Below are 25,656 nucleotides of genomic sequence, written 5' to 3' on the forward strand. Positions count from 1 at the left end.
GTAAATTTGCCAAATGATAGAAAAGAAAAAAGTAACATCTGAAAAAGCTGTCTTAATTGGTGTAGTAACCCAACACCAAGATGAAAGTATGTCGAATGAGTATTTAGATGAATTAGAATTTTTAACAACTACTGCTGGAGGTAAAGCTGTAAAACGCTTTACACAAAAATTAGATATGCCAAACCCAAAAACTTTTATTGGTGCTGGTAAGTTAGATGATGTTAGAGATTATATGGATGCACACCATATTGAAACTGCTATTTTTGATGATGAACTTTCTTCTTCTCAATTAAGAAATATTGAAAAAGTTTTAGACTGTAAAGTACTAGATAGAACCAACTTAATATTAGATATTTTTGCCCGTAGAGCACAAACAAGTTATGCGCGTACGCAAGTAGAATTAGCACAATGTCAATATTTATTACCTCGTTTAACTCGACTTTGGACTCACTTAGAGCGTCAAAAAGGAGGAATTGGTATGCGTGGACCTGGTGAAACAGAAATTGAAACAGACAGACGTATAATTAGAGATAAAATAACATTATTAAAAAAGAAGTTAACAGTTATAGATAAACAAATGGCTGTGCAGCGTAAAAACCGTGGTAAAATGGTTCGTGTGGCCTTAGTTGGGTATACAAACGTTGGTAAATCTACTTTAATGAATGTTGTTAGTAAAAGTAATGTGTTTGCAGAAAACAAGTTATTTGCAACCTTAGATACTACTGTTAGAAAAGTGGTTATTAAAAACATTCCATTTTTGTTAACAGATACTGTAGGATTTATTAGAAAATTACCTACGCAATTAGTAGAGAGTTTTAAGTCTACTTTAGATGAGGTTCGTGAGGCAGATTTATTGTTGCATGTTGTAGATATTTCACACGCTAATTTTGAAGACCATATTGCTTCTGTAAATAAAATTTTAGACGAAATTAAAAGTGCCGATAAGCCAACCATTATGGTTTTTAATAAAATTGATGCTTATGAACACGAAACAATTGATAGCGACGATTTAGTTACTGAAAAAACAAAAAGACATTATACGCTTCAAGATTGGGAGAAAACTTGGATGAATAAAGAAAACAATTGTTTATTTATTTCGGCCTTGAATAAAGAAAATTTAGAAGAGTTTAGAGCAAAGGTTTTTAATGAAGTAAAGAAAATACACATTACACGTTTTCCATACAATAACTTTTTATACGACGAGTATACCGAAGACGGAAAGACTGTTTAATTGAGTTATTTGTAATTCTGAAAAGGAAGAGAATTGGAATGAAGAATATTTTTTTAACGGTTATGTTAGATTCTTCACTATCGTTCGGAATGACAGTGGGAATTATGACAAGAAATTCTTATCAATAAACTGATGAAATTTCTCTTTGTGTTGCTCACTTACAGGTATGTAAACTTTGTCAAAAACTATACGGTTACGTTCTATTGTAGAAATTTTATTAAGATTAACAATATATGATCGATGTACTCGCATAAAGTTTTTGTTTTCCAATTGTTTTTCCATTGCTTTCATACTAAGCAAAGTCATAATTGGTTTTTCATTAACTAAATGAATACGAATATACTCTCGCATTCCTTCAACATATTTAATGTCTTCAATTTTTACACGAACAATTTTATATTCAGATTTTATAAATAAAAAATCGTCATTACTTTTTATTTCTTCTTTTTGAGGTTCTTGTAATTTAAACCATTTTTCAGCCTTTAAAGCAGATTTTAAAAATGAAGGGTAATCTATAGGTTTTAATAAATAATCAAGCGCATCTACCTTAAAACCTTCCAAAGCGTACTCGCTATATGCCGTAGTAAAAATAATTTTAGGCGGATTTTCTAAAGATTTTACAAAATCCATTCCATTTAAATCTGGCATATTAATATCAACAAAAATTAAATCTACTTTAGTTTTTTGTAAAAAAATAATGGCATCTAACGGGCTTTCAAAACTGTCTTTAAGATCTAAAAAAGGCGTTTTTTCAATGTATTTTGCTATTTGTTTTAACGCTAAAGGTTCATCATCAATATTTATACAGCTAATCATAATGGTATTTTTAGGGTTACTTTGTAAATTTCTTTGGTTTCAGAAATATTGAAATTGAAATTATTTTTAAACAATAAAGTTAACCTTTTCTTAGTATTTTCAACACCAATTCCCGATGCTTCTTCAGCGTTTTTTGGGTGATTGCTATTTTCTATTTCAAAATGAAGGTAATCTTCAGTAAAACTCATTAAAATATTTATAAATGAAGGCTTATTATAGCTAATTCCGTGTTTAAATGCGTTTTCTAATAATGAAGTAAATAATAGTGGTGGAATTGATTTTTCTGGTATTTCAGAAGGAATATCAATAGCAATTTTCACTTTGTTAGAAAAACGAAGCTTCATTAATTCAATATAACTTTCTATAAACTCAATTTCTTTTTTTATTGAAGTTTTTTTACCTTCAGAGTCATATAGTAAATGACGCATTAAGTTAGAGAGTTTAATAATAGCTTTTTTAGATTCTTCTGCATCAATATCTACCAATGCGTGAATGTTATTTAAGGTATTCATAAAAAAATGTGGACTCACTTGATTTTTTAAAAAAGCCAATTGATTTTCTACACTTTCTTTTTGAATTTTAAACTTTTCTTGTTCTAAATTAGCCCAACGCATTGATATTTGTAAACCAGTGTCAAACCCAACTAATAAAACTGCTAGTATTAAAAAATTAGCATACAATGGTATTGGTCTAGGTCCTTTATTTGGTCGTTGTATATGTGGCGGTGGTAATTCTCTTTCTCCAAACATAGGCGGTGGGTTTTCTCCCCTCATTTCCATATTTGATGGGTGCATACTTCGTTCGCTGTAATTATTATCTGCGGCATAAATGCCTAAGCCAATTATAATTATAACACTTAAAGTTGCTATAAAATATAGTAGTTTTTTACTGTTAAAAAAAAGCTTTGGAAGTAGTATAAACCTGTTTATTAAAAACAAAGCTAAAAGCGGTAAATAGTTCATCCAAACTTGATAAACTTGATCCCATTCAATTTGACTTTCAAAACGGCCAAATAATAGAGGTGAAGCAAATAATAATGCCCAAAAAGCAATGATTATAAAAGGTTCGAAAAAGCTAAAATTGTAATTTTTCTTTATAAGTTTCATTTTTAAATTATAGTCGCTAATTTTATTATAACAGAAAGAAATACCTTTATTTACACTGCTTTAAAAGCAAGTATAAACAAAGGTATTAAAAACAAACTAATCTAAATAGTTATTAGCAGCAGTTGTTCTGCTTGCTGCGTGTGATTTTAAAGTTGAAATTGCTGAATAGAAAGAGCTACTGCTATTTAAAAATGAGTATCCGTTAATTTCAGAAGTTGCATATGGCTCAATTAAATTTGAGTATGTGTCGTATACACCTTGAATGTAGCTTGTTTCAAAAGGGCCATCTATAACAGCTTGTACATATGCGTTGTATTTGGCTTTGTAAACTTCATCTTGATATAGCAACCCAATTAAAGGCCATGTATTACTTGAAAGGCCTGAAAAGTTTAAGCTTAAAGATCCGCCTTGTTTTCCTGTTTGTAAAGCTTCGTTATTATCCCAAGGAATCCATGTTAATAGGCTGTTGTCTGGATTGTTGTACAAATAATAATTATGTTCCATTCTGCCATAGGTATCCCAGTTTTGAATAACGGTATTTACAGCTAAATAGTTTAAAAAAGTATCTACATCAAATACAGCTTCTAAATTTGTTCTCCAAGTTGCGGCATCTGTTGTTCTTGTATCATCGTGTAGGGCTGCAAATAAATTTTGAATATCTGTCCAGTCAGCTTCATCTTCGTTTGTTTTCTTTTCAAAACCATCTTCATTAAAAGTTCCTTCTTTAAAACTAGAACCGTAATCTTCAGGTTTGTATAAATTTCCATCATTACTAGAAAATTGTGTTTTAATTACGGTGTTATCAACTTCTTCAACCAAAGTATATAAGCCAAAGTATTCTGGTCCATCACCGTGATCAACATACAACGTATAAAAAGCAGTGTTTGAAACAGCCAAGCCTGCATTTAAAAAAACTTCAGCAGCTACTTTTTCTCTTAAAAAAGAACTATCATCGTAATTGTTTTTTAAGCTAAATTTTTTGAAACCATAAAAACGTTGATTTTTAATTTGTGGATAATCATCTTCATATTCGTCAAAATCCATTTTAAATGCGAGTTTTAAAATACCAGCTTGCCAAGCGCTTTGTAAACTAGAGTTTCCTTTAAAACGTAAACCAACTTTGTACCATTCTTTACCGTTATAAAACACTGATCCTGGAACAAAAATTGGATCTTCATCAGAAAAACTAGTTCCACCTCCACCACCTGGGCCACTATTTGTTCCTCCAAAAGAGCCGTATAAGTTAGTCATGTCAGTTAACATTGCATTCCAGTTTTCTTCTGAAATTACAAAATCGAACCTTTTTACTTCGGTGTTGCTAAAAACTTCAGCAAAATTTGGATCTGCATTTTTACTATGTGTTTCTTCTGTCCAATCTGTAGGGTCAAAATCTAAATCGCTAACTTCAACCTCTGTCTCTTCTTCGGTTTCAGTTTCTGTTATGATTTCAGTTATGGAATCTTTGTCGTCGCTACAACTAACAAAAAAATATGTTGAAAGAAGTAGAATACTTATTAGAAGTATAAATTTAGTTTTCATATTGTATGTGTTTAAGTTTTATAATTAGTTACTTGTAAAAGTCTTGTTTTTAGTGTTTTTTTTAAAAATGAATCAACGAACTGGCATATTTTATCTATGAACTGGGTTTATTGGGTTGGTATTAAATAAAAAAAAGGCTACTTCAAAATTGAAATAGCCTTTGTAAAACTTATTTATTGTTTAATTTACTGTAGTGCTTTTACTTGAAATTGTAAAACTCTTATATAAAGTTCCGGACGAGTATGTTCCGTTTTGATATACCCCATCGGTTTCGGTTCCGGTTGAACTTCCGCCTAAATAAATTTTATAGCTTCCTGTGCTTAATTCCGGAGTTGAAAACACAATCGATTTATAATTCTTTTCCGGCTCAAAAGTTAAAATGTTATTTCCTGAACTGTCTTCAATATGAAATAGGTTTCCTGCTGATTGAGTCGATGATAATTTAACTAACACCGAATATTGGTCGGATGAATTATTTCCAGCTTCATCCATATTAGAAGCATAGCCCGTTGCTACTAAAAATCCTCCATCTAAACTTAATGTTCCATCACAATCTAACGGACTGTTGTTTTGGGCTGTTGGGCCGTTTAAAATAACAGTTCCAGCTGTTATAGTTAAATTGCCGTTAGAATCTAAACCATCTCCAGAACAATTAATAACTATATAACCTCCATTTATATATAAAAAATTGTTAGTGTTTCCGGCAGCATTTAAAGCATCATCGCTTGTATTAATATCAAAATTACCATTGTTTATTGTAATATTTGGACTTTCAATACCTTCAACAGCATTGGTAATATTTATTTCTCCTCCGTTAATTTCAATAGTATCATCTGTGTGAATAGAATCGTCTCCAGAAGCAAGATTAAATGTTCCTGAATTTATGGTAATGCCATACGATGCGTGAATATTATCATCGGAAGAATTAATATCGAAAATACCGTCTTCAATTAAAATATCTATGCTTGCTTTTATTCCTTTAGCAGAATCGCTAGAGCTTAAATAACCACTACTTCCTCCACCAGTTTCAATGGTAAAATCTCCATAAGTTATTTCTACGTTAGATTCGGCTACAATTCCATCTCCATCAGCGGTTATGTTAAACTCACCAGATTCAATTATAATCCAACCATTATTTGTGTCTTCGTCATTATCGGCAATTAATCCATCACCTTCAGCATTAACCGTAATGTCGCTATTTTTAATAATAAGGTAATCTTTTCCTCTTATACCATCATCAACAGCGTTTATATTTATGATTCCACCAGCTATAATTAATCCATCTTTACTTGCAATACCATCGTTATAATTTGCATTTACAATTAGCGTTCCTTCGCCATATATTGTTAAAGCATCATCACTAAAAAGTGCAGCGTTTGGTTCGTCTTCGTCGTTTTCATAAACATAGTTACTTGCGTCAGTTAAAATGTTTGTAGTGTTTTCAGAAAGAATTACAATTGTTTTTTTAGAGCTAGCAATGTTTATAGGGGCACTTGAAGAACTAGTAACGTCAATTTCATTTAAAATTAGTCTAACAGTGGCATCATCATCAGTATCAACAATTATTTGACCATCATTTAAAGTTCCTGTTATTTCGTAATTTCCTGCAGAATCAATAGTTACAGTTGTATTGCTAACAGTTGCACCTTCTCCATCTACAGTAATAGAAGATCCGTTTAAGGTAATATAAACAACATTAGAGCTGTCCCAAATATAATCAGTGTCTTCTTCATGATTTTCTCCTATTTCTGATACGCTTGTATCAGTATTGTTGCTGTCATTATCATCAACGTCTGTTTCGGTTTCTGTAGTTGTTATTTCTGAAACTGTATCAGAATCATCAGAACAACTTGTGAATAAAGAAATTGCTAAAAAAAGTATTCCTATTTTTTTTAGGGTTAAATATTTATAAATTTTCATTTTTACTTATTTTTAATTGTGTATGAGTATTTTAAGCCAATAATATTGGTAGTTTCAGGGATGGTTTCGTTTAATTCTTTTTCAATTCTATAGAATAGGCCAACGGTTCCTGCATTTTTAAATTTGTATTCTGTTCCTAACGTTAAACGGTATTTATTGTAACCATTTTCTTCGCCTTTTTCAGAATGGTAAAAGATTTCTCCTGATATTTTAGGGTCTAATTTCCAGTTTTTAAAATTGTAACCTACTGATGTTTTAAATCTAAAATGTTGACTGTCATTATCATCAACATCTATTTCATTTTTATTTTGATAACGCAATCTGTGTTTAATTGAAAAATCATTTATTTTATGTTTGTATGATGCATCAACATGAAATCTAAAATAGTCTTCGTAACCTTGAATATTTCCTGTGTTATCATTCTTTTTAATGTATCTAACACCAGCGCCAAGTTTAAAGCTTTTCGATATTGAATATTGAGCATTTAATTCTCCTAAATATTCGCTTATTTCTGAAATATCTTCTTTTAACCTTAGCTGTGCTTCAGCATCAAAAGACCATTTTTTATTTAGTTTGTATTTTATATTAACAGAATTCCAGTTTTCAAGATCGTTGGTGTCTTCGGTTTGTGAATACCCTGTTGTTATTGAAGCTATAAAAACGATTATAGCAATTATATACGAGTGTTTGTTGGTAGTTGAGTTCATAATTAGTTAATTACTGTTAAAATAGAATATGGTTACTTTGGCAGTGTCTTTTAAAAAATCTACATCACCAATTCTTACTTTGTTTATAGTTAAACCTGTTCTATTTTCTAGATCACTTTTTAAAGCTTCGTAGTTTTCGGGCTTAATGTTTTCAATATTTTCGTAAATAACAGATTTGGTTACAAGTTGTTTTAAAGCCCAGTATTTTTCTATAAGTACTAGCACAAAAATAATAATAGCATTTGCTGAAATTATTTCAGCATAACTCATTTTTTTATTTGCCAAGGCGTTAATAATGGAGACACCAATAACTACAAATAAGTAAGTCATTTCTTTAATATCTACAGGGTTTGTTCGGTATCTAATAATTCCAAAAATAGCAAAAAGACCTAGCGCCATTCCAATGTCCATTTCGTATTTTTTTAGGGTAAAACATAAGAAAAACACTATGAGACTAATAAGGTAATAGGTGAAAACGTAATCTTTTCTTTTTGAATCTGGATAGTAAATAAATCGGATGATTACTGTTAGAAATATAAAGTTTAAAACGAATCTAAACATCATTTTAAAAAAATCATCGTCGAATAAGGGGATATCTAAAAATTCCATAAGTTTTAGGCTGTTATTTTATTTATTTTAATTAATTTTTTCTTGAATCGGTTGTATTTTAAACCTTTGTAAATACTTAACATTCCAATGCAATATTTACTTATTTTATAAGGGTTAATTTGTCGTTGTTTTAGTTTTTGAACAATTGGAGATGTTCTATCAAAACGTTGTTGTTTTACTTCAATAATTACCAAGTTTTTGTAAGCTTTTTTAGAACTGTTTTGTTTGAATGATAAATCTATATCAATAGTTAAACGTTCTTTTGCTTTAGTGTTTACCAACATCATTCTATTAAATTGATTCCAAATAATTGGTTCTAAATCAAAATTTTGTTTGGTAGTGTTTTGAATAAACTCTAACGACTTTTTAGAAAGGTCAGGTTCAAAATCTTCAACAGGAATTCGTGTTTTGTTGGTGTTTCCTTTTCCATCTTTTTGTTTAATTTCTAAATAACATTTATTAGAAACTAAATATTTACGCATTCTAATTTTGGTACGGTTTACCTTTCTATTATGATGGTCGTGATAGAATTTTTTTGAAGGTGTATCGAAATACAAAGAGGAATAGGTTAAAATTCTTTGATTATCTATTTCAAGTATTCGATACTCATCTTTAACTTCTTTTAAAACTGAAATTAAATCTTTTTCGTGAATTACAAATTTGGTGTCGGTTCGTTTCATTAAAGAAACACTATCCATCTCACCTAAAGTAATGGCTCTAAAGTTATTTACAATATGTTCTAGTTGTTGTTTCATATTCAATGTAAAGAAATTGTAAACAGGTGCAAAAAAGAAAAATATTCAACAAACTAGATTATTTTATCAACCAATTAAAAATAAAAAGCAACCGCAAAATAAAGGCCCGTTAATTCTATTAAGAACTAACGAGCCTATAACTCAAACCAAACTATTTTTTTAATTCAAACTTAATTTATTTACGTGCTTTTCTAGAATTTTTTTTAACGTATGCTTTATACAATTTTTGTTGATCTTCAGTTAAAACTTCATTTACGTCACTTTCAAAATCTTCTTTTAAAGCTTCCATTTTATCTCTATCTGGTCTTCCATCACTTGTTAGGTCTTCTACTTCCTCAAAATGTTCTTTGTATAATTCTAAAACTTCTGCTTTTTGATCTTCAGATAATAATATTTCGCTAGAAAGTTTATCTACCATTTTTACAATTTGTTTTGTTGTTGGAATTGGTGGTGGACCTTGTTCTCCTCCTCCTTGACCACCGCCTCGTGGACCTCTTTGTTGTCCGCAAGCAGTTGTTGTTATAAGTACTACTACAATTAATGCATTCCAAATGTGTTTTATGTTTAATTTCATAATTAGATATTTTTAAATATTATTTATTTTTTTATTCTTACATCAAAAGAACAACTGTTTATGTAAATTAGAAATTGAAATCAATGAATGAGTTGATTTTATCAACCAAATTATTTGATTGGATAAAAAAGCTCACTATTTTTAATTTAAAATAGTGAGCCTTTAACTTAGAACAAACATTAATTTATATTTTTAGCCAATTGCACTTGGTTAATATTTTTTATTTGTTTTTAATGTTATATCAAAAGAACAACTATTAGCAATAGTTAAAAATAGAAATCAATGAATAAGCTTATTTTATCTGCTAATTTCAGTTGCTGTTGAAGTTTTATTTTTAGCTAGTGTTTAAATGAAGAAGAACCAATTAAATTAATAATTGATTCTTCAAAAAGGAAATTGCTAATACGGTTTTATTATGCTGTTGGCCAGGTATTAAAAGGTTGTTTTTCAAATTGCATAGTTCCACCTTCATCTTTAAAAATGTTTAACCAAGCTTGCCAATTTTCGTTATCTATTTCTGGGTAATCTAATCTATAATGACTACATCTGCTTTCTGTTCGCATAATGGATGCTTTTAGTTTCATTTCAGCACTAATAATCATGTTTTTAGTTTCGTGAGCCAAACGAAGTTCGTGCATGTTAGCAGCTTTTAACATTGGTAAATGGTGATCTCTTAATTCTTCAACATAAGCTAATGCGGCTTTTAGTAAATTTTCTTTTTTAATGTAAATAATAAAATTAGGTATCATTATACCTTGTAAAGTTTGTGTAACCCACGCTGGACTATAGCCAGCCTCGCGTTTTAGTGGGGCAAGTATTTCTTCTTGTATTTCTTTTAATTTTGAAGCTGAAATTTTGTTGGGCGCTATTTTTTTACTGTATTTGGCAGCAGCCTCACCAGCTACACCACCTTGAACTGCAGAACCAGCTAAAGAAGAACCAATTTGTGTGTAAATTGCACCAGCCATATATGATCCTAAAGCATCACCAGCAGCATATAATCCTGGAATATTAGATTCGCATTTATCGTTTATTGGAACTAAACCTTCAGATTTATGAATTGCCATTCCAGCCGTAGATCCACCAACTATACTGCCTCCCATTCCTGGAGGCGCTCCTTTACCTTCTTTTCTAGGTGGTCTTCTTCCTTCCTTATCACCTTGTGGAGGTCCACCAGGCCCTCCTTGATCTTCAAGGCCTTCTGGTCTAAAGGGTCCACCTTTAACTGTATTTTCTGATCTTCCCATTCCTGGAGGCCCCATTTTTGCTGTGCCACCATTCATATATGCAGTGTAATTCATGTCTACACCTAAATCATGTCTAATTCCAACGCTTGTTGTGCTAGGTTTTTGCTCAAACATATCTCCCCAACCATCATAACAAGCAGCTGCATTTTCAGATTTTGCTGGATGACCATCATTCCATTCTTTTCCCGTAACCTTTGCACCTATATTGTAAGCCATTATAGTTCCGTCGTGTGTAAGATCGCAAATTGGAAATCCGTTTGGTTTAAAACCTCCGGCTCCAGTACATAAAATTACGCTTTTCGCTTCATAAAATATTACTTTCTGTTCATCAATACTAAAACCGGCGGCACCTACAACTCTCTCATTTTCTTTAATTAAGTGAGTTATGGTAATACGTTCTTGTATAGGAATATTTCGTTGTTTAATAGGCTTGCTAAAACTTTTATTATATAGTGAAGAATCGAAAAATCCCCATTCTTTTAGTTCGTTAACACGCGCCAAAGAATGTTCGGCTGTTTGACGTGTATATGTTTTGTTATTTGTGCCCAATGCAGAATATGATACTTTATCAACATATTCATCTAATGTTATATCTTCTTTTTCAGGGTCAAAAGCAAATATTCCTTTGGCAAATGGTGTTTGTCCAGATGCACCTAACCTTCCTTTGGAAACCATTAATACGTTAGCTCCTGCATCGTGTGCTTTTACAGCAGCAAATAAGCCTGCCATTCCACTACCAATAACTAGAACGTCTGTACTAATTTTATTTACATCTAATGAATTTACATCTATTTCTGGATTATTTTCTGTCCAGTTTAAAGGCATACCAATTGCAGACATAGCGGCTAAACTTGCTGCGGCACCACCTGCTAAGGTTATAAATTTTCTTCTAGACATTTGCTGTTTTTCTTCTTTCTTTTTCATTTTTTTGATGTTTTAAATAAATAAGTTTTTAGTAAATAGTAAATGCCGCTGGTAACCATAAGTAGGTAATAAATAGAGAATGATATATTGCTATGACGACCAATGTTTATAACGTGCCAAGTAGCTGTAATTACAAATAATAAGGTTAAGTAACCATGTAAGTTTCGCCAAGTTTTATATTTTAAATGTATTTTAAATCTGAAAAAAGATGTAATTAACAATACTAACATTGCAGTATATGCGATAAGGCCTAGAATAACACCAGTGCTACTAAAAGTTGTAATTATTTTTATAAACGCATCTGAAGGAGTAACTCCATTGTCAAAAAACTTAGGAATTATTATAAAAAAAGGATGTAATAATAGTATTGAAATAAATAGATAACCAATAAATTTATGAATGTTTAGAACATTTATCATTCTTATTTTTTTTACTAAATTTTTATTTAGTCTAGTAGAAAAAAATTGAGATAAAAGTAAAGTAAACCCTAGAATTGTTACTAGGGAAAGGGTATCCATTAGAACATCTCTTTTTGGAAAATCTCCCTGAAAATATAATAATATAGGCATTCCAATAAAGGCTAGCGCTATAGCTGTTAATTTAAATATGTAGTGATTCTTTTTCATATGTCTTTTTTATTGTTTTAAAGTGGTCATATGCTGTTCGCTTTTAATAATTTAGTTAAAAAATAAGCTGTTTAGCAGACTCGTTTCGTAATTATTAGCCCCATGAAACGATTACTGGAATAGTTTTTTCTGGTGAAATTGTTATAGCGTCTACCGGACAATACATACGGCATAAATGACATATTTGACAATCTTCGGGATATAAAATTTCTGCTTTTTTTGATTCTGGGTTTAACCTTAAAACATCGGTTGGGCAGCTTTTAATACATTCCTCGCAACCAATGCAACCATTTATACTTTTTATTGCCATTTTGTTTATTTTAGATCAAAGTAACTACGTGTAACTTAAAAGCTAAAACTAAATCAATAAACAAGAATATTTTATCTACCAATTACTATAAAACAATGGGTTTTTATTTAGTTGGTAAACTAAGTTTGTACATATATAATAATGTAATTGTAATGTAAGTTAGAAATAAAGATAGGGTAATAAGGTATTTCCAATTAGTTTTTAAAAAGGAAGCTTCATTGTTTTTTTTAATTGAAATACCTTCTATTTTTAAATCTATTAGCTCTTTTGGAGAGTTGTTAAATGTATTTTCTATATGTTCACCAAAATCGATAAATTCTAGGTGATATATGTTTTCGCAGTAAATATTTATTGAAATAAAAAATAGGATAATGGTTATTGCTTTTACTTTCATAATTTGAATTATAAAGATTATAAAACAAAGTAAAAATTAATAGTAGAAGCGTAACAATGTAATATACTAATAAGTAGTTTTTATCTGCAAACAGTTAAATAAATTCAATAAGTGAAAATTAGAAAATGAGTTATTCTTCTTTATTTTCTTCTTCTTCCTTCTTTTTTTCTTCAATTAAACCTAGTTTTTTAGCTCTGTTTTCCCAACTTTTACGAGCCATTAATTGTAGATCGGCAACATTATCACTTTCATCCATAATTTCTAAGCCAAGTAATGTTTCAATAACATCTTCCATAGATACTAAACCGCTAGTTGTACCATATTCATCTACCACAAGAGCAATGTGTTCACGTTCCGAAACAAATTTTTCAAATAAATCGGGAATAGGTAAGTTTCTGTTGGTAACTAATATTTCACGTTTTAAAGTGTCTAATTTTTCTTCTCCATTACCATTTATTATTTCTTCGAGAACTTCATCTTTTAAAATGAATCCAGAAATAGAATCGGCAGTTTCTTTAAATATTGGAATTCGTGAAAAACGTAATTTAGGGTGTTCTTCAAAAAATGTTTGAATACTAGTGTCTGAATCTGCTGCAACAATAACTGTTCTAGGAGTCATAATATCTTTGGCTAGAACTTCCTTAAAAGTCAATAGGTTTTTAATTATTGCACTTTCATTCTCTTCAAAAACACCTTCTTCTTCAGCAATATCTGTCATTGCATGAAAATCTTCACGACTTAAAATAGAACCGTGTGCATTTTTACCTCCAATTAATTTGGTGGTTAATTGTAATAACCATAAAATACCAGTCCATTTTAAAGGAAACATCAGAACAATTAGAGCTTTAGAAGTAAAATTAGCTAACTGTTTCCAGTAGGTTGCTCCAATAGTTTTAGGTATTATTTCTGAAACAACTAATATTAGCATAGTCATAATTGCAGAAACAATTCCAACAATATTAATTCCCAATATATTTATTTTGTAATCTAATGTTTCGGCCTGTACCCCAACCAAAATAGCACCAACAGTATGTGCAATGGTATTTAATGTTAAAATTGCAATTAATGGTTTGTCTACATCTTTTTTTAGACTTTCAAGAGTATCTGCATAAGCTTTGTTTTCTTGCTTTTTTATTGAAATAAAAGTTGAAGTAACGCTAAGTAGTACTGCTTCTAGTATTGAACATAGAAATGAAAAGAAAATAGAAATTGAAGCGTAAAATATAAGTAACGACATTATTTTAATTGTTTAATGCTAATGTAGGTAATAAATTCTCAATTTTAAATAAAAAAAGACGCTTTGAAAAAAGCGCCTTTAAATTATTGTGTTTTTTTATGTTAGAATCCGTAGTTTACACCTAAACCAAATACTTCTCTAGTTTGAAAACCTTTAAAAGCATTGTCATCATAAATTGTTTGAAATGCAAGGTTAGCAGATAAATATTTGTTTATTTTCATTACTAAATTCATAGTGTAATCTAAATCTACATTTTGTGGATCTTCTAAATAGTTAGTGTACAAGTTTAAAATGTTTTCCATAGAAACATTTTCCATAATATTTAATTTATAGTAAGCACCAACTGCTGCTCCAAATTCAAATCTAGAAGTATCACCCATTTCAACACCAAAAGAAGAACCAGTAGCTGTAAAATGATCGTGAACAAATATAAAACGAGCCGTTGCTGGAGCAATATTAACTTTTAAGTTGTCGCTTTTTTTCCATAACATACCAGGTCCAAATTGTAAATAAGCTGGTGAAAAGAAATGAGATGTTTTAGTGTCTGATGAGTCGAAACCAGAATCGAATTGAGTTTTAAAGTTTACAAATGCAGAGTAGTACCAGTATCCTTTAGCTTTTTTACCAACTAAAGAGTTAAATTCAAATCTATCATCAGTTTTTTCCTGATCAGAACCTTTAATTTTAGTAATACCATAAGCAGCAATTATTTTATTGTCCCAAGTTAAGTCTCCATTTACATAGTTAAAATCGTAGTTTAGCCCTAAATTACCTGCAACATTGTTTATTCCTCCTGCAGTCCAGTTGTTAAACGCAGATTGGTTTAGTAAAAAAGAAATGTTTCCTTTTTTTGTCCATCCTTTTTTAGGTTCTTTTGTTTCTTGTGCAAAAGTTAATGTACAACTAAGTACAAAAACAGCTAGTAAAATTACTTTTTTCATAATGTTTATTCGTGTTAATTTAATTTTTTTTGAATTTGCAAAAATATATTAATAGGACAATTTTAAAAGTAAAAAGTCACATTTAATTCTTTTTTTTGAATAGCGGCACTGTAGAGCATGCCTCACCAAACATAATAGATTTTGCTATTGGTTGGATTTTTTGTATTAACTGTAAGTAAGCCGTTTCGGGTATTGGCTTGTTAGCACAACCTTTAATTATTACAGGTTTATTTGTAAAATCATCAGTATTAAAATTAGCTATAAGTTCTTGGAATATAGATGTTTCTAATTCTTTGAGGTTGCCAACAACTACTTTTTTAGCATTTTTTAAATATGTTGAAATTAACATATATGCCCAAGAAGGAATAATAGCATCTGCAGAGCAAGAAAGAGCAACATACTTACTTTCATATTGTTGCCAATTATGATTGGTAAGCGATTCTCTAAAGTCGTTTTCTTTTAAAATTAATTCATGAAAAAGCCATTGTTTTATATCTAAAACAATGCGCTCGCCTTTTGGATAAAAATCTTCAAGGTCAATAGTTTTAAGTTTGCTGTTTGCAACTCTATTTACTATTTCTTTTTCCATTTATAAAAAACCTAATTCTAATTTAGCTTCTTCGCTCATCATATCTTGAGTCCACATTGGGTCAAAAGTTATTTCAACTTCAGCATTCATAACTTCTTCAATAGTTTTAACCTTTTCTTCAACTTCAACAGGTAAAGTCTCTGCAACTGGACAGTTAGGTGAAGTTAATGTCATTAATATTTTAACATCATTGTTTTCACTAACCATAACATCGTAAATTAAACCTAATTCAAATATGTCTACTGGGATTTCAGGATCGTAAATTGTTTTAATTTTTTCAATAATTTTATCTCCTAAATCTTGTACGCGTTCACTGTTCATATCTATAAAACCCTCTTTATATTCATTCTAAATAAGTGCAAATATACAATAATTAACTAAATTTAGATTGATAAGCTAACGCATACAATTTTATTTGTTTAATCATAGATACAAGTCCGTTTGCACGTGTAGGAGAAAGGTGTTCTTTTAAACCAATTTCGTCTACAAAATATAATTCAGTATTTAAAATATCTTTAGGTTTCTGGTTGTTGAATACACGAATTAAAAGGGCTACAATACCTTTTGTTAAAATGGCATCACTATCTGCAGTAAATACAATAGTATCATTCTCAATATCAGATTGTAACCAAACTTTTGATTGGCATCCCATTATTAAATTTTCATCAATTTTATATGCCTCATTAATTAACGGAAGCGATTTTCCAAGTTCAATAATATACTCATAACGCTCCATCCAATCTTCAAACATTGAAAACTCATCTATAATTTCTTCTTGTATTTCTTTGATAGTCATTTTTTAAACTTATTTTTGCAAAAATAAACACAAGTTGTGTTTAAAAAAAATATATACACATATTATACCATTAAAGGGTAGATTTTAAAAATATGAGCAAATTATTAATTGTTGGAACGGTTGCTTTTGATGCTATTGAAACGCCGTTTGGTAAAACAGATAAGATTTTAGGAGGTTCAGCTTCTTATATTTCGTTAGCAGCATCACAATTTGGTGTAAAGTCAGGTATTGTTTCAGTTGTTGGAGGAGATTTCCCAAAAGAATATTTAGCTAAATTAAATGAGCGAGATATAAATACTGATGCAGTTGAAATTATTGAAGATGGTAAAACATTTTTTTGGTCAGGTAAATATCATAACGATTTAAATTCTCGTGATACGTTAATTACAGATTTAAATGTGTTGGCTGATTTTAAACCTGTTGTTTCAGAAAAATTTAAAAATGCAGAGTTTTTATTGTTAGGTAATTTACACCCAGCAGTACAAATGGATGTAATTAACCAATTAAATTCGAAACCAAAATTAATAGCGTTAGATACTATGAATTTTTGGATGGACAATGCTTTGGAAGATTTAATGAAAGTAATTGCAAAAATTGATGTAATTACAATTAATGATGAAGAAGCTCGTCAATTATCCGGAGAATACTCGTTGGTAAAAGCGGCTCAAAAAATACATAAAATGGGTCCAGAATATGTGGTAATTAAAAAAGGTGAACACGGAGCCTTATTATTCCACGAAGAAAATGTGTTCTTTGCACCAGCATTACCATTAGAAGAAGTATTTGATCCAACAGGAGCAGGAGATACTTTTGCAGGTGGATTTATTGGACATCTAGCAAAAACAGAAGATATTTCGTTTGAAAATATGAAACGAGCTGTAATTGCTGGTTCAAATCTTGCATCGTTTTGTGTTGAAAAATTTGGAACTGAGCGTATGGAAGATTTATCTTCGGATGAAATTCAAAAAAGATTACTACAATTCAAGCTTCTAACACAGTTTGAAATTGAAATAAATTAATAACTATCCGCCTTTGTGCGGATTTTTTTGTGAAAAACACTACTAAACTAAAGCAAAAAATATGAGTGACGCAATTAAACATGAGTGTGGAATTGCAATGGTAAGACTACTAAAGCCATTGCAGTATTATAAGGATAAATATGGATCTGCATTTTACGGTTTAAATAAAATGTATCTATTAATGGAAAAACAGCACAATCGTGGTCAAGACGGTGCTGGTTTAGCAAGTATTAAATTTGATGTTGGTGCAGGAACAAGATATATTAGTCGAGTTCGTTCAAATCAACCACAACCAATACAAGATATATTTTCACAAATAAATGGGCGTTTAAATTCGTTAAATGAAGAATTTCCAGATAAAGTAAACGATGTTGAATGGCAAAATAATAACGCTCCATATATTGGAAACTTATTTTTAGGTCACGTTCGTTATGGTACTTTTGGAAAAAATAGTATTGAGAGTGTTCATCCATTTTTACGTCAAAGCAACTGGAAACATAAAAGTTTAATTGTTGCAGGTAATTTTAATATGACCAATTCGAAACGTTTGTTTAACGATTTGGTTGAAATTGGTCAGCATCCTAAAGAGTTGACAGATACTGTTACTGTAATGGAAAAAATAGGTCACTTTATAGATACTGAAGTTGCCAAATTATACAAAGAAGTTAAAAGTGAAGGAGTTGGTAAAAAAGAAGCTTCACCATTAATTGAAGAAAGAATTAATATTAAAAAAATATTAAAACGATCTGCAAAAAACTGGGATGGTGGTTATGCAATGGCTGGATTATTAGGTCATGGAGATGCATTTGTTTTACGTGATCCTGCAGGAATTAGACCTGCATTTTATTATAAAGATGATGAGGTTGTTGTGGTTGCTTCAGAAAGACCAGTAATACAAACAGTATTTAATGTTGCAATAGACGATGTTAAAGAAATTGATCCAGGTCATGCATTAATTATTAAGCGAGATGGAGAAATTTCTATGGATAGAGTAACAAAAGAATTACCTCAAAAATCTTGTTCATTTGAACGTATTTATTTCTCTAGAGGAAGTGATGCTGATATTTATAATGAGCGTAAAAATTTAGGAAAACTAGTGTTTCCTCAAATTTTAGAAAAAATAGATGAAGACATGAAAAATACTGTGTTTTCGTTTATTCCTAATACCGCAGAAACATCCTTTTATGGGATGAGAGAAGCAGCTGCAGATTTTTTAAATATGCAGAAAACAGAAATGATTTTAGACGGTAAGCGAAACTTGTCTGCAGAAAAAGTAAAAAATATTTTAGCTCAAAGGCCACGTATTGAAAAGCTTGCAATTAAAGATGCCAAGCTTAGAACCTTTATTGCAGATGACAATAGTAGAGATGATTTAGTTGCCCACGTTTACGACGTTACATATGGTATTGTTAAGCGAGAAGATAACTTAGTAATTATTGACGATAGTATTGTTAGAGGTACTACGTTGAAGAAAAGTATTATTAAAATTTTAGATCGTTTACACCCTAAAAAAATAGTAATAGTTTCATCGGCTCCTCAAATTCGTTATCCAGATTGTTATGGTATTGATATGGCAAGAATGGGCGATTTTATTGCTTTTAGAGCAGCTTTAGAGTTGTTAAAAGACAAAGACTCATATAATATTGTTGATGAAGTATATGCTAAATGTAAAAATCAGCAGCATTTAGAAGATGATGAAATTCAGAATTTTGTTAAAGGAATTTATGCGCCATTTACTGATGAGCAAATTTCAGATAAAATTGCTGAAATGCTAAAAACGGAAGACATAAATGCAGATGTTGAAATTATATACCAATCTGTAGAAAATTTACATAAAGCTTGTCCAAATCATTTAGGTGATTGGTATTTTACAGGGAATTACCCAACTCCAGGAGGTAAACGAGTTGTAAACAATGCTTTCATTAATTTTTATGAAGGAAATAATAAAAGAGCTTATTAAGTAAGAATTCATACATTAGCCATGTAATTTTACAGCTATATTTTGAAGGATATTTTACTTATTACACCACCTTTTACACAATTAAATACGCCGTACCCAGCTACGGCGTATCTAAAAGGTTTTTTAAACACCAAAAACATAAGTGCTTTTCAAGTAGATTTAGGAATTGAAGTAATTTTAACTTTATTTTCTAAGGAAAGCCTTACCAATATTTTTAATGTAGCTTTTGAAAGTGAAACATTAAACTCTCCAAATTCACAACGTATTTATTCGTTAAGAAACGAGTATTTAAAAACAATAGATCTTGTTGTTTCCTTTTTACAAGGAAAAAATCAAACATTGGCAAGACAACTTTGTTCAGAAAACTTTTTACCACAATCATCAAGGTTTGCACAGTTAGATGATATGGAATGGGCATTTGGCTCAATGGGTATTCAAGATAAGGCAAAACACTTGTCTACTTTGTTTTTAGAAGATATATCCGATTTTATTATTGAATGTATAGATGAAAATTTTGGATTTAGTAGATATGCCGAAAGGTTAGGGCAAAGTGCCAATAGTTTTAATGAATTATATGCTTGTTTACAAAACGATATAACGTATATAGATGTAATTACACTAAATATTTTAGATGAAAAACTTAAAAAAGTTCAACCAAAATTAGTTTGTTTATCTGTTCCTTTTCCTGGTAATTTATACAGTGCTTTTAGATGTGCAGAGTTTATAAAAGCAAATTATCCAGAAATTAAAATTTCAATGGGTGGTGGTTTTCCAAATACAGAATTAAGGTCTATTACAGATATACGTGTATTTGATTATTTCGATTTTATTACTCTTGATGATGGTGAATTACCCGTTGAAATTTTGTTGTCGAATATTGTAAATCCAACCAAAGAAAACAAAGATTTTAATTGTTTCAAACGAACTTTTTTAAAGGAAAATGGTAAGGTTGTTTATAATAATACTTCATTAAAAAAAGAATATAAACAAGCTGAAATAGGAACGCCAGATTATTCAGATTTATATTTAGATAAGTACATTTCGGTAATTGAATTGGCAAACCCAATGCATAGTTTGTGGAGCGATGGACGTTGGAATAAACTAACAATGGCGCACGGCTGCTATTGGGGTAAGTGTACGTTTTGCGATGTTTCTTTAGATTATATTGGTATTTACGAGCCGTTAACGGCAAAAATTATAGTAGATAGGGTAGAACAAATTATTGAGCAAACTGGTGAGCGAGGTTTTCATTTTGTGGATGAAGCTGCTCCTCCAGGGTTAATGCGTGCAATTGCTATTGAAATTATTAAACGAAATTTAGTAATTACTTGGTGGACAAACATTAGATTTGAGAAAAGCTTTACAAGAGATCTTTGTATGCTTTTAAAAAACTCAGGTTGTATTGCTGTTTCAGGAGGTTTAGAAGTAGCTTCAGATAGGTTGCTAGACCTTATAAAAAAAGGAGTTACTGTTGAGCAAGTAGCACAAGTAACACGTAATTTTACAGAGGCAGATATAATGGTTCATGCTTACTTAATGTATGGCTTTCCAACTCAAACAACTCAAGAAACTGTAGACAGTCTAGAAATGGTACGTCAGTTATTTGAACTAGGCATAATTAAGTCTGGTTTTTGGCATCAATTTTCACTAACAACACACAGCCCAATTGGTTTAAATCCATCAGATTTTGGTGTAGAGCCAAACTATAAAGAGATTACGTTTGCTAATAATGATGTTCAGTTTAAAGATAAAATAGGCTTAAAGCACGATAAGTTTAGTTATGGATTAAGAAAATCTATTTTTAATTTTATGCACGGTGTTGGTTTTGATGTTCCGCTAGAAGACTGGTTCGATTTTAAAATACCAGAAACAACAATACCTTGGAATTTTATTGAAAAATCTTTAGAAGAAGATGATAGTTTTAAAACTAAATCTTCAGCAAAAATAATTTGGTTAGGCGGAGAGCCGTTAATTTCAGAAATAACAAAAAAGAAAAAAGGAAAAGTAAAGCAGTTACTTGTAATGACTTTTCATGATAAGCTAGAAAGCTTTGAAATAACTATGGACAAGGAAAAAGGAACTTGGTTTTTAGCTATTTTGAAAAAACTATCAATACATGAAAACTCAACGTTAACTTTTTCAGAATTAAAAGCAGATTTTGAAACTAGTTTTAATGATTTTGAATTGTTTTGGTATTCAAAACCAATTAATATATTAAAAGAATATGGATTGTTAGTTTTGTAATAAACTAAAAGTTTTAATGCAAAAAAACACACCAATTGGTGTGTTTTTTGTATATATTGTTTTAAAAAATTATTTGTTTTCAGCATATAATTTTTCAACATAGTTCCAGTTAATTACATTAAAAAATGCATTAATATAATCTGGTCTTCTGTTTTGATAGTTTAGGTAATATGCGTGCTCCCAAACGTCTAATGCTAAAATTGGAGTTCCTCCACAAGTAATACCCGGCATTAATGGATTGTCTTGGTTTGCAGTAGAGCAAATTTCAACTTTACCACCTTTATGAACACATAACCAAGCCCATCCAGATCCAAAACGTGTTGCTGCAGCTTTAGAAAAAGCATCTTTAAAGCCTTCAAAATCTCCATAAGCAGCTTCAATAGCGTCTTTTAATTCACCTGATAAACGTCCTTTACCTTCTGGATTCATTACATTCCAAAATAAAGAATGGTTGTAAAAACCTCCACCATTATTTCTAACAGCACCATTATTTAAATCTAATCCAGTTAAAATATCTTCAATAGATTTTCCTTCTAAATCAGTTCCAGCAATAGCATTGTTTAAGTTGTTTGTGTAACCATTGTGATGTTTACTGTGGTGAATTTCCATAGTTCTTGCATCAATATGTGGTTCTAGCGCATCATAAGCGTATGATAATTTTGGTAATTCGAAAGCCATAATTATAGTTTTTTTTAGTTTAAAATTTATAGTAATTCAAAGGTAACGAACCAATTCCATACAAAAAAATCGAATGTATTTATAGTGTTATTGTTTTAGCCTATGGTAAATGCACCTTTAAAACCGTATTTTTTTGAATAAATCCCAAAGTACAACTCCACAACTAACGGATATGTTTAAGGAATGTTTAGTGCCAAATTGAGGAATTTCAATGCAGTAATTTGAAGCTGAAACTACTTCTTGTTGAACACCTTTTACCTCATTTCCCATTACAATAGCATATTTTTGGTTGGGTTGAATGGTGAAATCTTGAAGCATTGTACTGTTTTCAGCTTGTTCAATAGAAGCCACTAAAATATTGTCTTCTTTTAATTTTTGAACTAAAGTAAGCGTGTCTTCAACATATTCCCAAGCAACAGATTCTGTAGCACCCAAAGCGGTTTTATGAATTTCTTTATGTGGTGGTTGCGCTGTAATACCGCACAAATAAATTTTTTCAATTAAAAAAGCATCACTAGTTCTAAAAACAGAACCAATATTATTTAAACTTCTAATATTGTCTAAAACAACTATTAACGGAATTTTATCTGTTTTTTTAAAGTCATCAATATTTAGCCTGCCGAGTTCGCTATTTTTTAATTTTCTCATATATTTAGTTATTGGTTAGTGGTTTTTAGTTGTTGGCATATTATCTAACCACCAAAAACTAAAGACTAACAACTATATTTTATATCTTCGCAAAACTAACTTAATTTCCTAAAAAATTGGCAGCAAAAACCAAGAAAGTAACTCCTTTAATGAAACAATACAATGCTATTAAGGTTAAATACCCTGATGCAATGTTGTTATTTAGAGTTGGAGATTTTTATGAAACCTTTGGAGAAGATGCCAAAAAAGCGGCACACGTTTTAGGAATTATTTTAACTAAAAGAGGAGCAGGTAGTGAAACTGAAACGGCACTAGCTGGTTTTCCTCATCACTCGTTAAATACCTATTTGCCAAAATTGGTAAAAGCAGGAATGCGTGTTGCTATTTGCGATCAGTTAGAAGATCCAAAAATGACCAAGAAAATTGTAAAACGTGGTGTTACCGAATTGGTAACTCCAGGAGTTGCTTTAAATGATGAGGTGTTGTTAGCTAAAACAAACAATTTTTTAGCGGCTATTCACTTCGGGAAAAAGCAACTTGGAGTTTCTTTTTTAGATGTTTCTACGGGTGAATTTTTAACTGCTCAAGGAAATAGTGAATATATAGATAAGTTGTTGCAAAACTTTAATCCGAGTGAAGTTTTGGTTCAAAAACAGCATAAAACTAAGTTTTTTGAGCTTTTTGGGGATCGTTTTTATACGTTTTATTTAGAAGATTGGATTTTTAATGCAGAATATGCTTTGGAAACTTTAACAAATCATTTCAAAGTAAAAACATTAAAAGGTTTTGGTGTAGATGATTTAAATGAAGGAATTATTTCTTCGGGTGCTGTGCTATATTATTTAGGTGAAACACAGCACAATAAGTTAGATCATATAGCGGTTATAAACCGAATTTCTGAAGATAATTATGTTTGGATGGACCGTTTTACCATCCGAAATTTGGAATTGTACAGTTCAACTTCGGTAAATGCGGTAACATTATTAGATGTTATTGATAAAACCATTTCACCAATGGGTGGAAGAATGTTGAAGCGTTGGTTGGCATTACCATTAAAAGATGTGAACCGTATAAAAAAGCGTCATGATATTGTAAAATATTTTATTGATACTGAAGACTTTTTCGAATTGTGCTCTTTTCAAATTAAGCAAATTAGCGATATTGAGCGTTTGGTTTCAAAAGTTGCTACTGGTAAGGTAAATCCGCGTGAAGTTGTGTTGTTGAAAAATTCACTAAACGCCATTCTTCCTATTAAAGAAGCTGCCGAAAAAAGTGATAACGAAAGTTTAAGAATTATTGGCGAGCAATTACAAAACTGCAATGCGCTTCGTGAGAAAATTTCAAAAACTGTAAACGAAGATGCTCCAGTAAATATTAATAAAGGAAATAGTATTGCTGAAGGTGTTTCAGAAGAGTTAGACGAATTAAGAAGCATTTCAAATTCTGGAAAGGAATATTTAGACAATATGTTGGCTAGAGAAACCGAACGAACCGGAATTACTTCATTAAAAATAGCGTTTAACAATGTTTTTGGATACTATATTGAAGTTAGAAATTCACATAAAGACAAAGTTCCTGAAGAATGGATACGTAAACAAACGTTGGTAAATGCCGAGCGTTATATTACGGAAGAATTAAAGGAATACGAAACTAAAATATTAGGCGCTGAAGAAAAAATTGGCAAACTTGAGCAAGAGATTTTTGCTGAATTAATTAGTGGTTTGTTAGATTATATTCAACCAATTCAATTGAATGCGCAATTAATTGGTCAAATAGATTGTTTATTGTCTTTTGCTGAATTGGCAAAGCAAAACAATTATGTACGTCCGCAGTTAGATGAAACTACTGATTTAGAAATTAAAAACGGTCGTCATCCAGTAATTGAAAAACAATTACCTATTGGTGAAGAGTATATTGCTAATGATGTGGTGTTGAACAGAACTCAACAACAAATTATTATGATTACTGGTCCTAATATGTCTGGTAAATCAGCAATTTTGCGTCAAACAGCGTTGATTGTTTTATTAGCACAAATGGGAAGTTATGTTCCTGCTCAAAACGCTAGAATTGGAATTGTAGATAAGATTTTTACACGTGTTGGAGCGAGTGATAATATTTCTATGGGCGAATCTACTTTTATGGTAGAAATGAATGAAACTGCGAGTATTTTGAACAATATTTCAGAACGTAGTTTGGTGTTGTTAGATGAAATTGGACGAGGAACAAGTACTTATGATGGTATTTCAATTGCTTGGGCAATTGCCGAATATTTACACGAACATCCTTCAAAAGCTAAAACATTATTTGCTACGCATTATCACGAATTAAATGATATGACCAACACATTTGAACGTGTAAAAAACTTCAATGTTTCGGTTAAAGAATTAAAAGATAAAGTGATTTTCTTGCGTAAACTAGTTGCAGGTGGTAGCGAACATAGTTTTGGTATTTACGTTGCAAAATTGGCTGGAATGCCAACTGCTGTTGTGCATAGAGCAAGTAAAATGTTGAAGCAGTTAGAGAAAAATCATACCAATGATGATGTAAAGGAAACGTTGAAAAGCGCTTCAGAAGAAGAAATGCAATTGAGCTTTTTTCAATTAGATGATCCTTTGTTAGAAGATATAAAAGAGGAAATCCTTTCAACAAATATAGATACGTTAACACCTATTGAAGCATTAATGAAGTTGAATGAGATTAAACGAATGTTGACGAAGAAAAAGTAATGATTGTAATTTTGAGCGAAACGAAGTGAAGTTGAAAAATCTCTAGATTCTTCATTTCAT

General features: G+C 30.6%; 24 protein-coding genes. 5 read left to right on the forward strand and 19 right to left on the reverse strand.

Features of this window, described 5'->3' with window-relative positions; all coding sequences use genetic code 11:
• The first annotated feature begins 13 nt into the window (after positions 1-13).
• Positions 14-1,231: a GTPase HflX gene (gene hflX / locus BLU40_RS01260; RefSeq protein ID WP_090118914.1), complete on the forward strand. Its 1,218-nt coding sequence runs from the start codon at positions 14-16 to the stop codon at positions 1,229-1,231.
• A 102-nt stretch (positions 1,232-1,333) separates the two neighbouring features.
• On the opposite strand, the gene BLU40_RS01265 is transcribed toward hflX, so the two are convergent.
• The 17 genes from BLU40_RS01265 to BLU40_RS01345 form a co-directional block, all read right to left on the reverse strand.
• Entirely contained in the window at positions 1,334-2,047 is a 714-nt protein-coding gene (locus BLU40_RS01265) for a LytR/AlgR family response regulator transcription factor (protein WP_090118916.1), read from the reverse strand.
• Positions 2,044-3,153, reverse strand: a complete 1,110-nt coding sequence (locus BLU40_RS01270) for a sensor histidine kinase (RefSeq protein ID WP_090118918.1) — start codon at positions 3,151-3,153, stop codon at positions 2,044-2,046. The genes BLU40_RS01265 and BLU40_RS01270 overlap by 4 nt, the downstream gene beginning before the upstream one ends.
• 96 nt (positions 3,154-3,249) lie before the next feature.
• On the reverse strand, positions 3,250-4,692 hold the full coding sequence (locus BLU40_RS01275) for a CotH kinase family protein (RefSeq protein WP_090118920.1): 1,443 nt from the start codon (positions 4,690-4,692) through the stop codon (positions 3,250-3,252).
• Positions 4,693-4,872: 180 nt separating this feature from the next.
• A complete protein-coding gene (locus tag BLU40_RS01280; RefSeq protein ID WP_090118922.1) occupies positions 4,873-6,612 on the reverse strand; it encodes a carbohydrate-binding domain-containing protein in 1,740 nt (579 codons plus the stop codon).
• Positions 6,613-6,614: 2 nt separating this feature from the next.
• A complete protein-coding gene (locus tag BLU40_RS01285) occupies positions 6,615-7,319 on the reverse strand; it encodes a DUF2490 domain-containing protein (RefSeq protein WP_090118924.1) in 705 nt (234 codons plus the stop codon).
• A gap of 6 nt (positions 7,320-7,325) precedes the next feature.
• Positions 7,326-7,928 (reverse strand): DUF4956 domain-containing protein, encoded by a 603-nt coding sequence (locus BLU40_RS01290; protein WP_090118926.1) that lies wholly within the window; start codon positions 7,926-7,928, stop codon positions 7,326-7,328.
• A 5-nt stretch (positions 7,929-7,933) separates the two neighbouring features.
• Positions 7,934-8,683, reverse strand: a complete 750-nt coding sequence (locus BLU40_RS01295; protein ID WP_090118928.1) for a polyphosphate polymerase domain-containing protein — start codon at positions 8,681-8,683, stop codon at positions 7,934-7,936.
• Positions 8,684-8,858: 175 nt separating this feature from the next.
• A complete protein-coding gene (locus BLU40_RS01300; RefSeq protein ID WP_090118930.1) occupies positions 8,859-9,257 on the reverse strand; it encodes a hypothetical protein in 399 nt (132 codons plus the stop codon).
• Between the two features lie 413 nt (positions 9,258-9,670).
• A complete protein-coding gene (locus tag BLU40_RS01305; protein WP_090118932.1) occupies positions 9,671-11,428 on the reverse strand; it encodes an FAD-dependent oxidoreductase in 1,758 nt (585 codons plus the stop codon).
• Positions 11,425-12,054 carry a ferric reductase-like transmembrane domain-containing protein gene (locus BLU40_RS01310; protein ID WP_090118934.1) on the reverse strand — a complete coding sequence of 210 codons (630 nt, stop codon included), beginning with the start codon at positions 12,052-12,054 and terminating at the stop codon, positions 11,425-11,427. The genes BLU40_RS01305 and BLU40_RS01310 overlap by 4 nt, the downstream gene beginning before the upstream one ends.
• A 94-nt stretch (positions 12,055-12,148) precedes the next feature.
• Positions 12,149-12,364: a 4Fe-4S dicluster domain-containing protein gene (locus tag BLU40_RS01315; protein ID WP_090118937.1), complete on the reverse strand. Its 216-nt coding sequence runs from the start codon at positions 12,362-12,364 to the stop codon at positions 12,149-12,151.
• A gap of 103 nt (positions 12,365-12,467) precedes the next feature.
• The gene (locus BLU40_RS01320; protein WP_090118939.1) at positions 12,468-12,758 is read right to left on the reverse strand and encodes a hypothetical protein; all 291 of its coding nucleotides are present in this window, start codon (positions 12,756-12,758) and stop codon (positions 12,468-12,470) included.
• Positions 12,759-12,888: 130 nt separating this feature from the next.
• Positions 12,889-13,995 (reverse strand): CNNM domain-containing protein, encoded by a 1,107-nt coding sequence (locus BLU40_RS01325; protein ID WP_090118941.1) that lies wholly within the window; start codon positions 13,993-13,995, stop codon positions 12,889-12,891.
• 101 nt (positions 13,996-14,096) lie between these two features.
• Positions 14,097-14,936, reverse strand: coding sequence for a DUF3078 domain-containing protein (locus BLU40_RS01330; protein ID WP_090118944.1), 840 nt, complete (start codon positions 14,934-14,936; stop codon positions 14,097-14,099).
• A gap of 82 nt (positions 14,937-15,018) precedes the next feature.
• Positions 15,019-15,525, reverse strand: coding sequence for a DUF2480 family protein (locus BLU40_RS01335; RefSeq protein ID WP_090118946.1), 507 nt, complete (start codon positions 15,523-15,525; stop codon positions 15,019-15,021).
• Positions 15,526-15,846, reverse strand: coding sequence for a DUF59 domain-containing protein (locus tag BLU40_RS01340; RefSeq protein ID WP_090118948.1), 321 nt, complete (start codon positions 15,844-15,846; stop codon positions 15,526-15,528).
• A gap of 52 nt (positions 15,847-15,898) precedes the next feature.
• Positions 15,899-16,321, reverse strand: coding sequence for a SufE family protein (locus BLU40_RS01345; RefSeq protein ID WP_090118950.1), 423 nt, complete (start codon positions 16,319-16,321; stop codon positions 15,899-15,901).
• Between the two features lie 92 nt (positions 16,322-16,413).
• Between BLU40_RS01345 and BLU40_RS01350 the strand changes: the two genes are divergently transcribed.
• The 3 genes from BLU40_RS01350 to BLU40_RS01360 all read left to right on the forward strand — a co-directional run bounded on the left by BLU40_RS01350 (position 16,414) and on the right by BLU40_RS01360 (position 21,544).
• Entirely contained in the window at positions 16,414-17,340 is a 927-nt protein-coding gene (locus BLU40_RS01350; protein ID WP_090118952.1) for a PfkB family carbohydrate kinase, read from the forward strand.
• Between the two features lie 61 nt (positions 17,341-17,401).
• The gene (locus tag BLU40_RS01355) at positions 17,402-19,300 is read left to right on the forward strand and encodes an amidophosphoribosyltransferase (protein WP_090118954.1); all 1,899 of its coding nucleotides are present in this window, start codon (positions 17,402-17,404) and stop codon (positions 19,298-19,300) included.
• A 42-nt stretch (positions 19,301-19,342) separates the two neighbouring features.
• Positions 19,343-21,544, forward strand: a complete 2,202-nt coding sequence (locus tag BLU40_RS01360) for a B12-binding domain-containing radical SAM protein (RefSeq protein ID WP_090118956.1) — start codon at positions 19,343-19,345, stop codon at positions 21,542-21,544.
• Between the two features lie 69 nt (positions 21,545-21,613).
• On the opposite strand, the gene BLU40_RS01365 is transcribed toward BLU40_RS01360, so the two are convergent.
• Positions 21,614-22,222, reverse strand: a complete 609-nt coding sequence (locus tag BLU40_RS01365; protein ID WP_090118957.1) for a superoxide dismutase — start codon at positions 22,220-22,222, stop codon at positions 21,614-21,616.
• Positions 22,223-22,339: 117 nt separating this feature from the next.
• Positions 22,340-22,870, reverse strand: coding sequence for an RNA methyltransferase (locus BLU40_RS01370; protein WP_090118959.1), 531 nt, complete (start codon positions 22,868-22,870; stop codon positions 22,340-22,342).
• A gap of 116 nt (positions 22,871-22,986) precedes the next feature.
• Here BLU40_RS01370 and mutS point away from each other — a divergent pair, with 116 nt between their 5' ends.
• Positions 22,987-25,596, forward strand: a complete 2,610-nt coding sequence (mutS, locus tag BLU40_RS01375; protein ID WP_090118961.1) for a DNA mismatch repair protein MutS — start codon at positions 22,987-22,989, stop codon at positions 25,594-25,596.
• The last annotated feature ends 60 nt before the right edge of the window (positions 25,597-25,656 follow it).

Origin of the sequence: Lutibacter oricola, from assembly GCF_900106565.1 — a bacterium.
GTDB classification, from domain to species: Bacteria; Bacteroidota; Bacteroidia; order Flavobacteriales; family Flavobacteriaceae; genus Lutibacter; species Lutibacter oricola.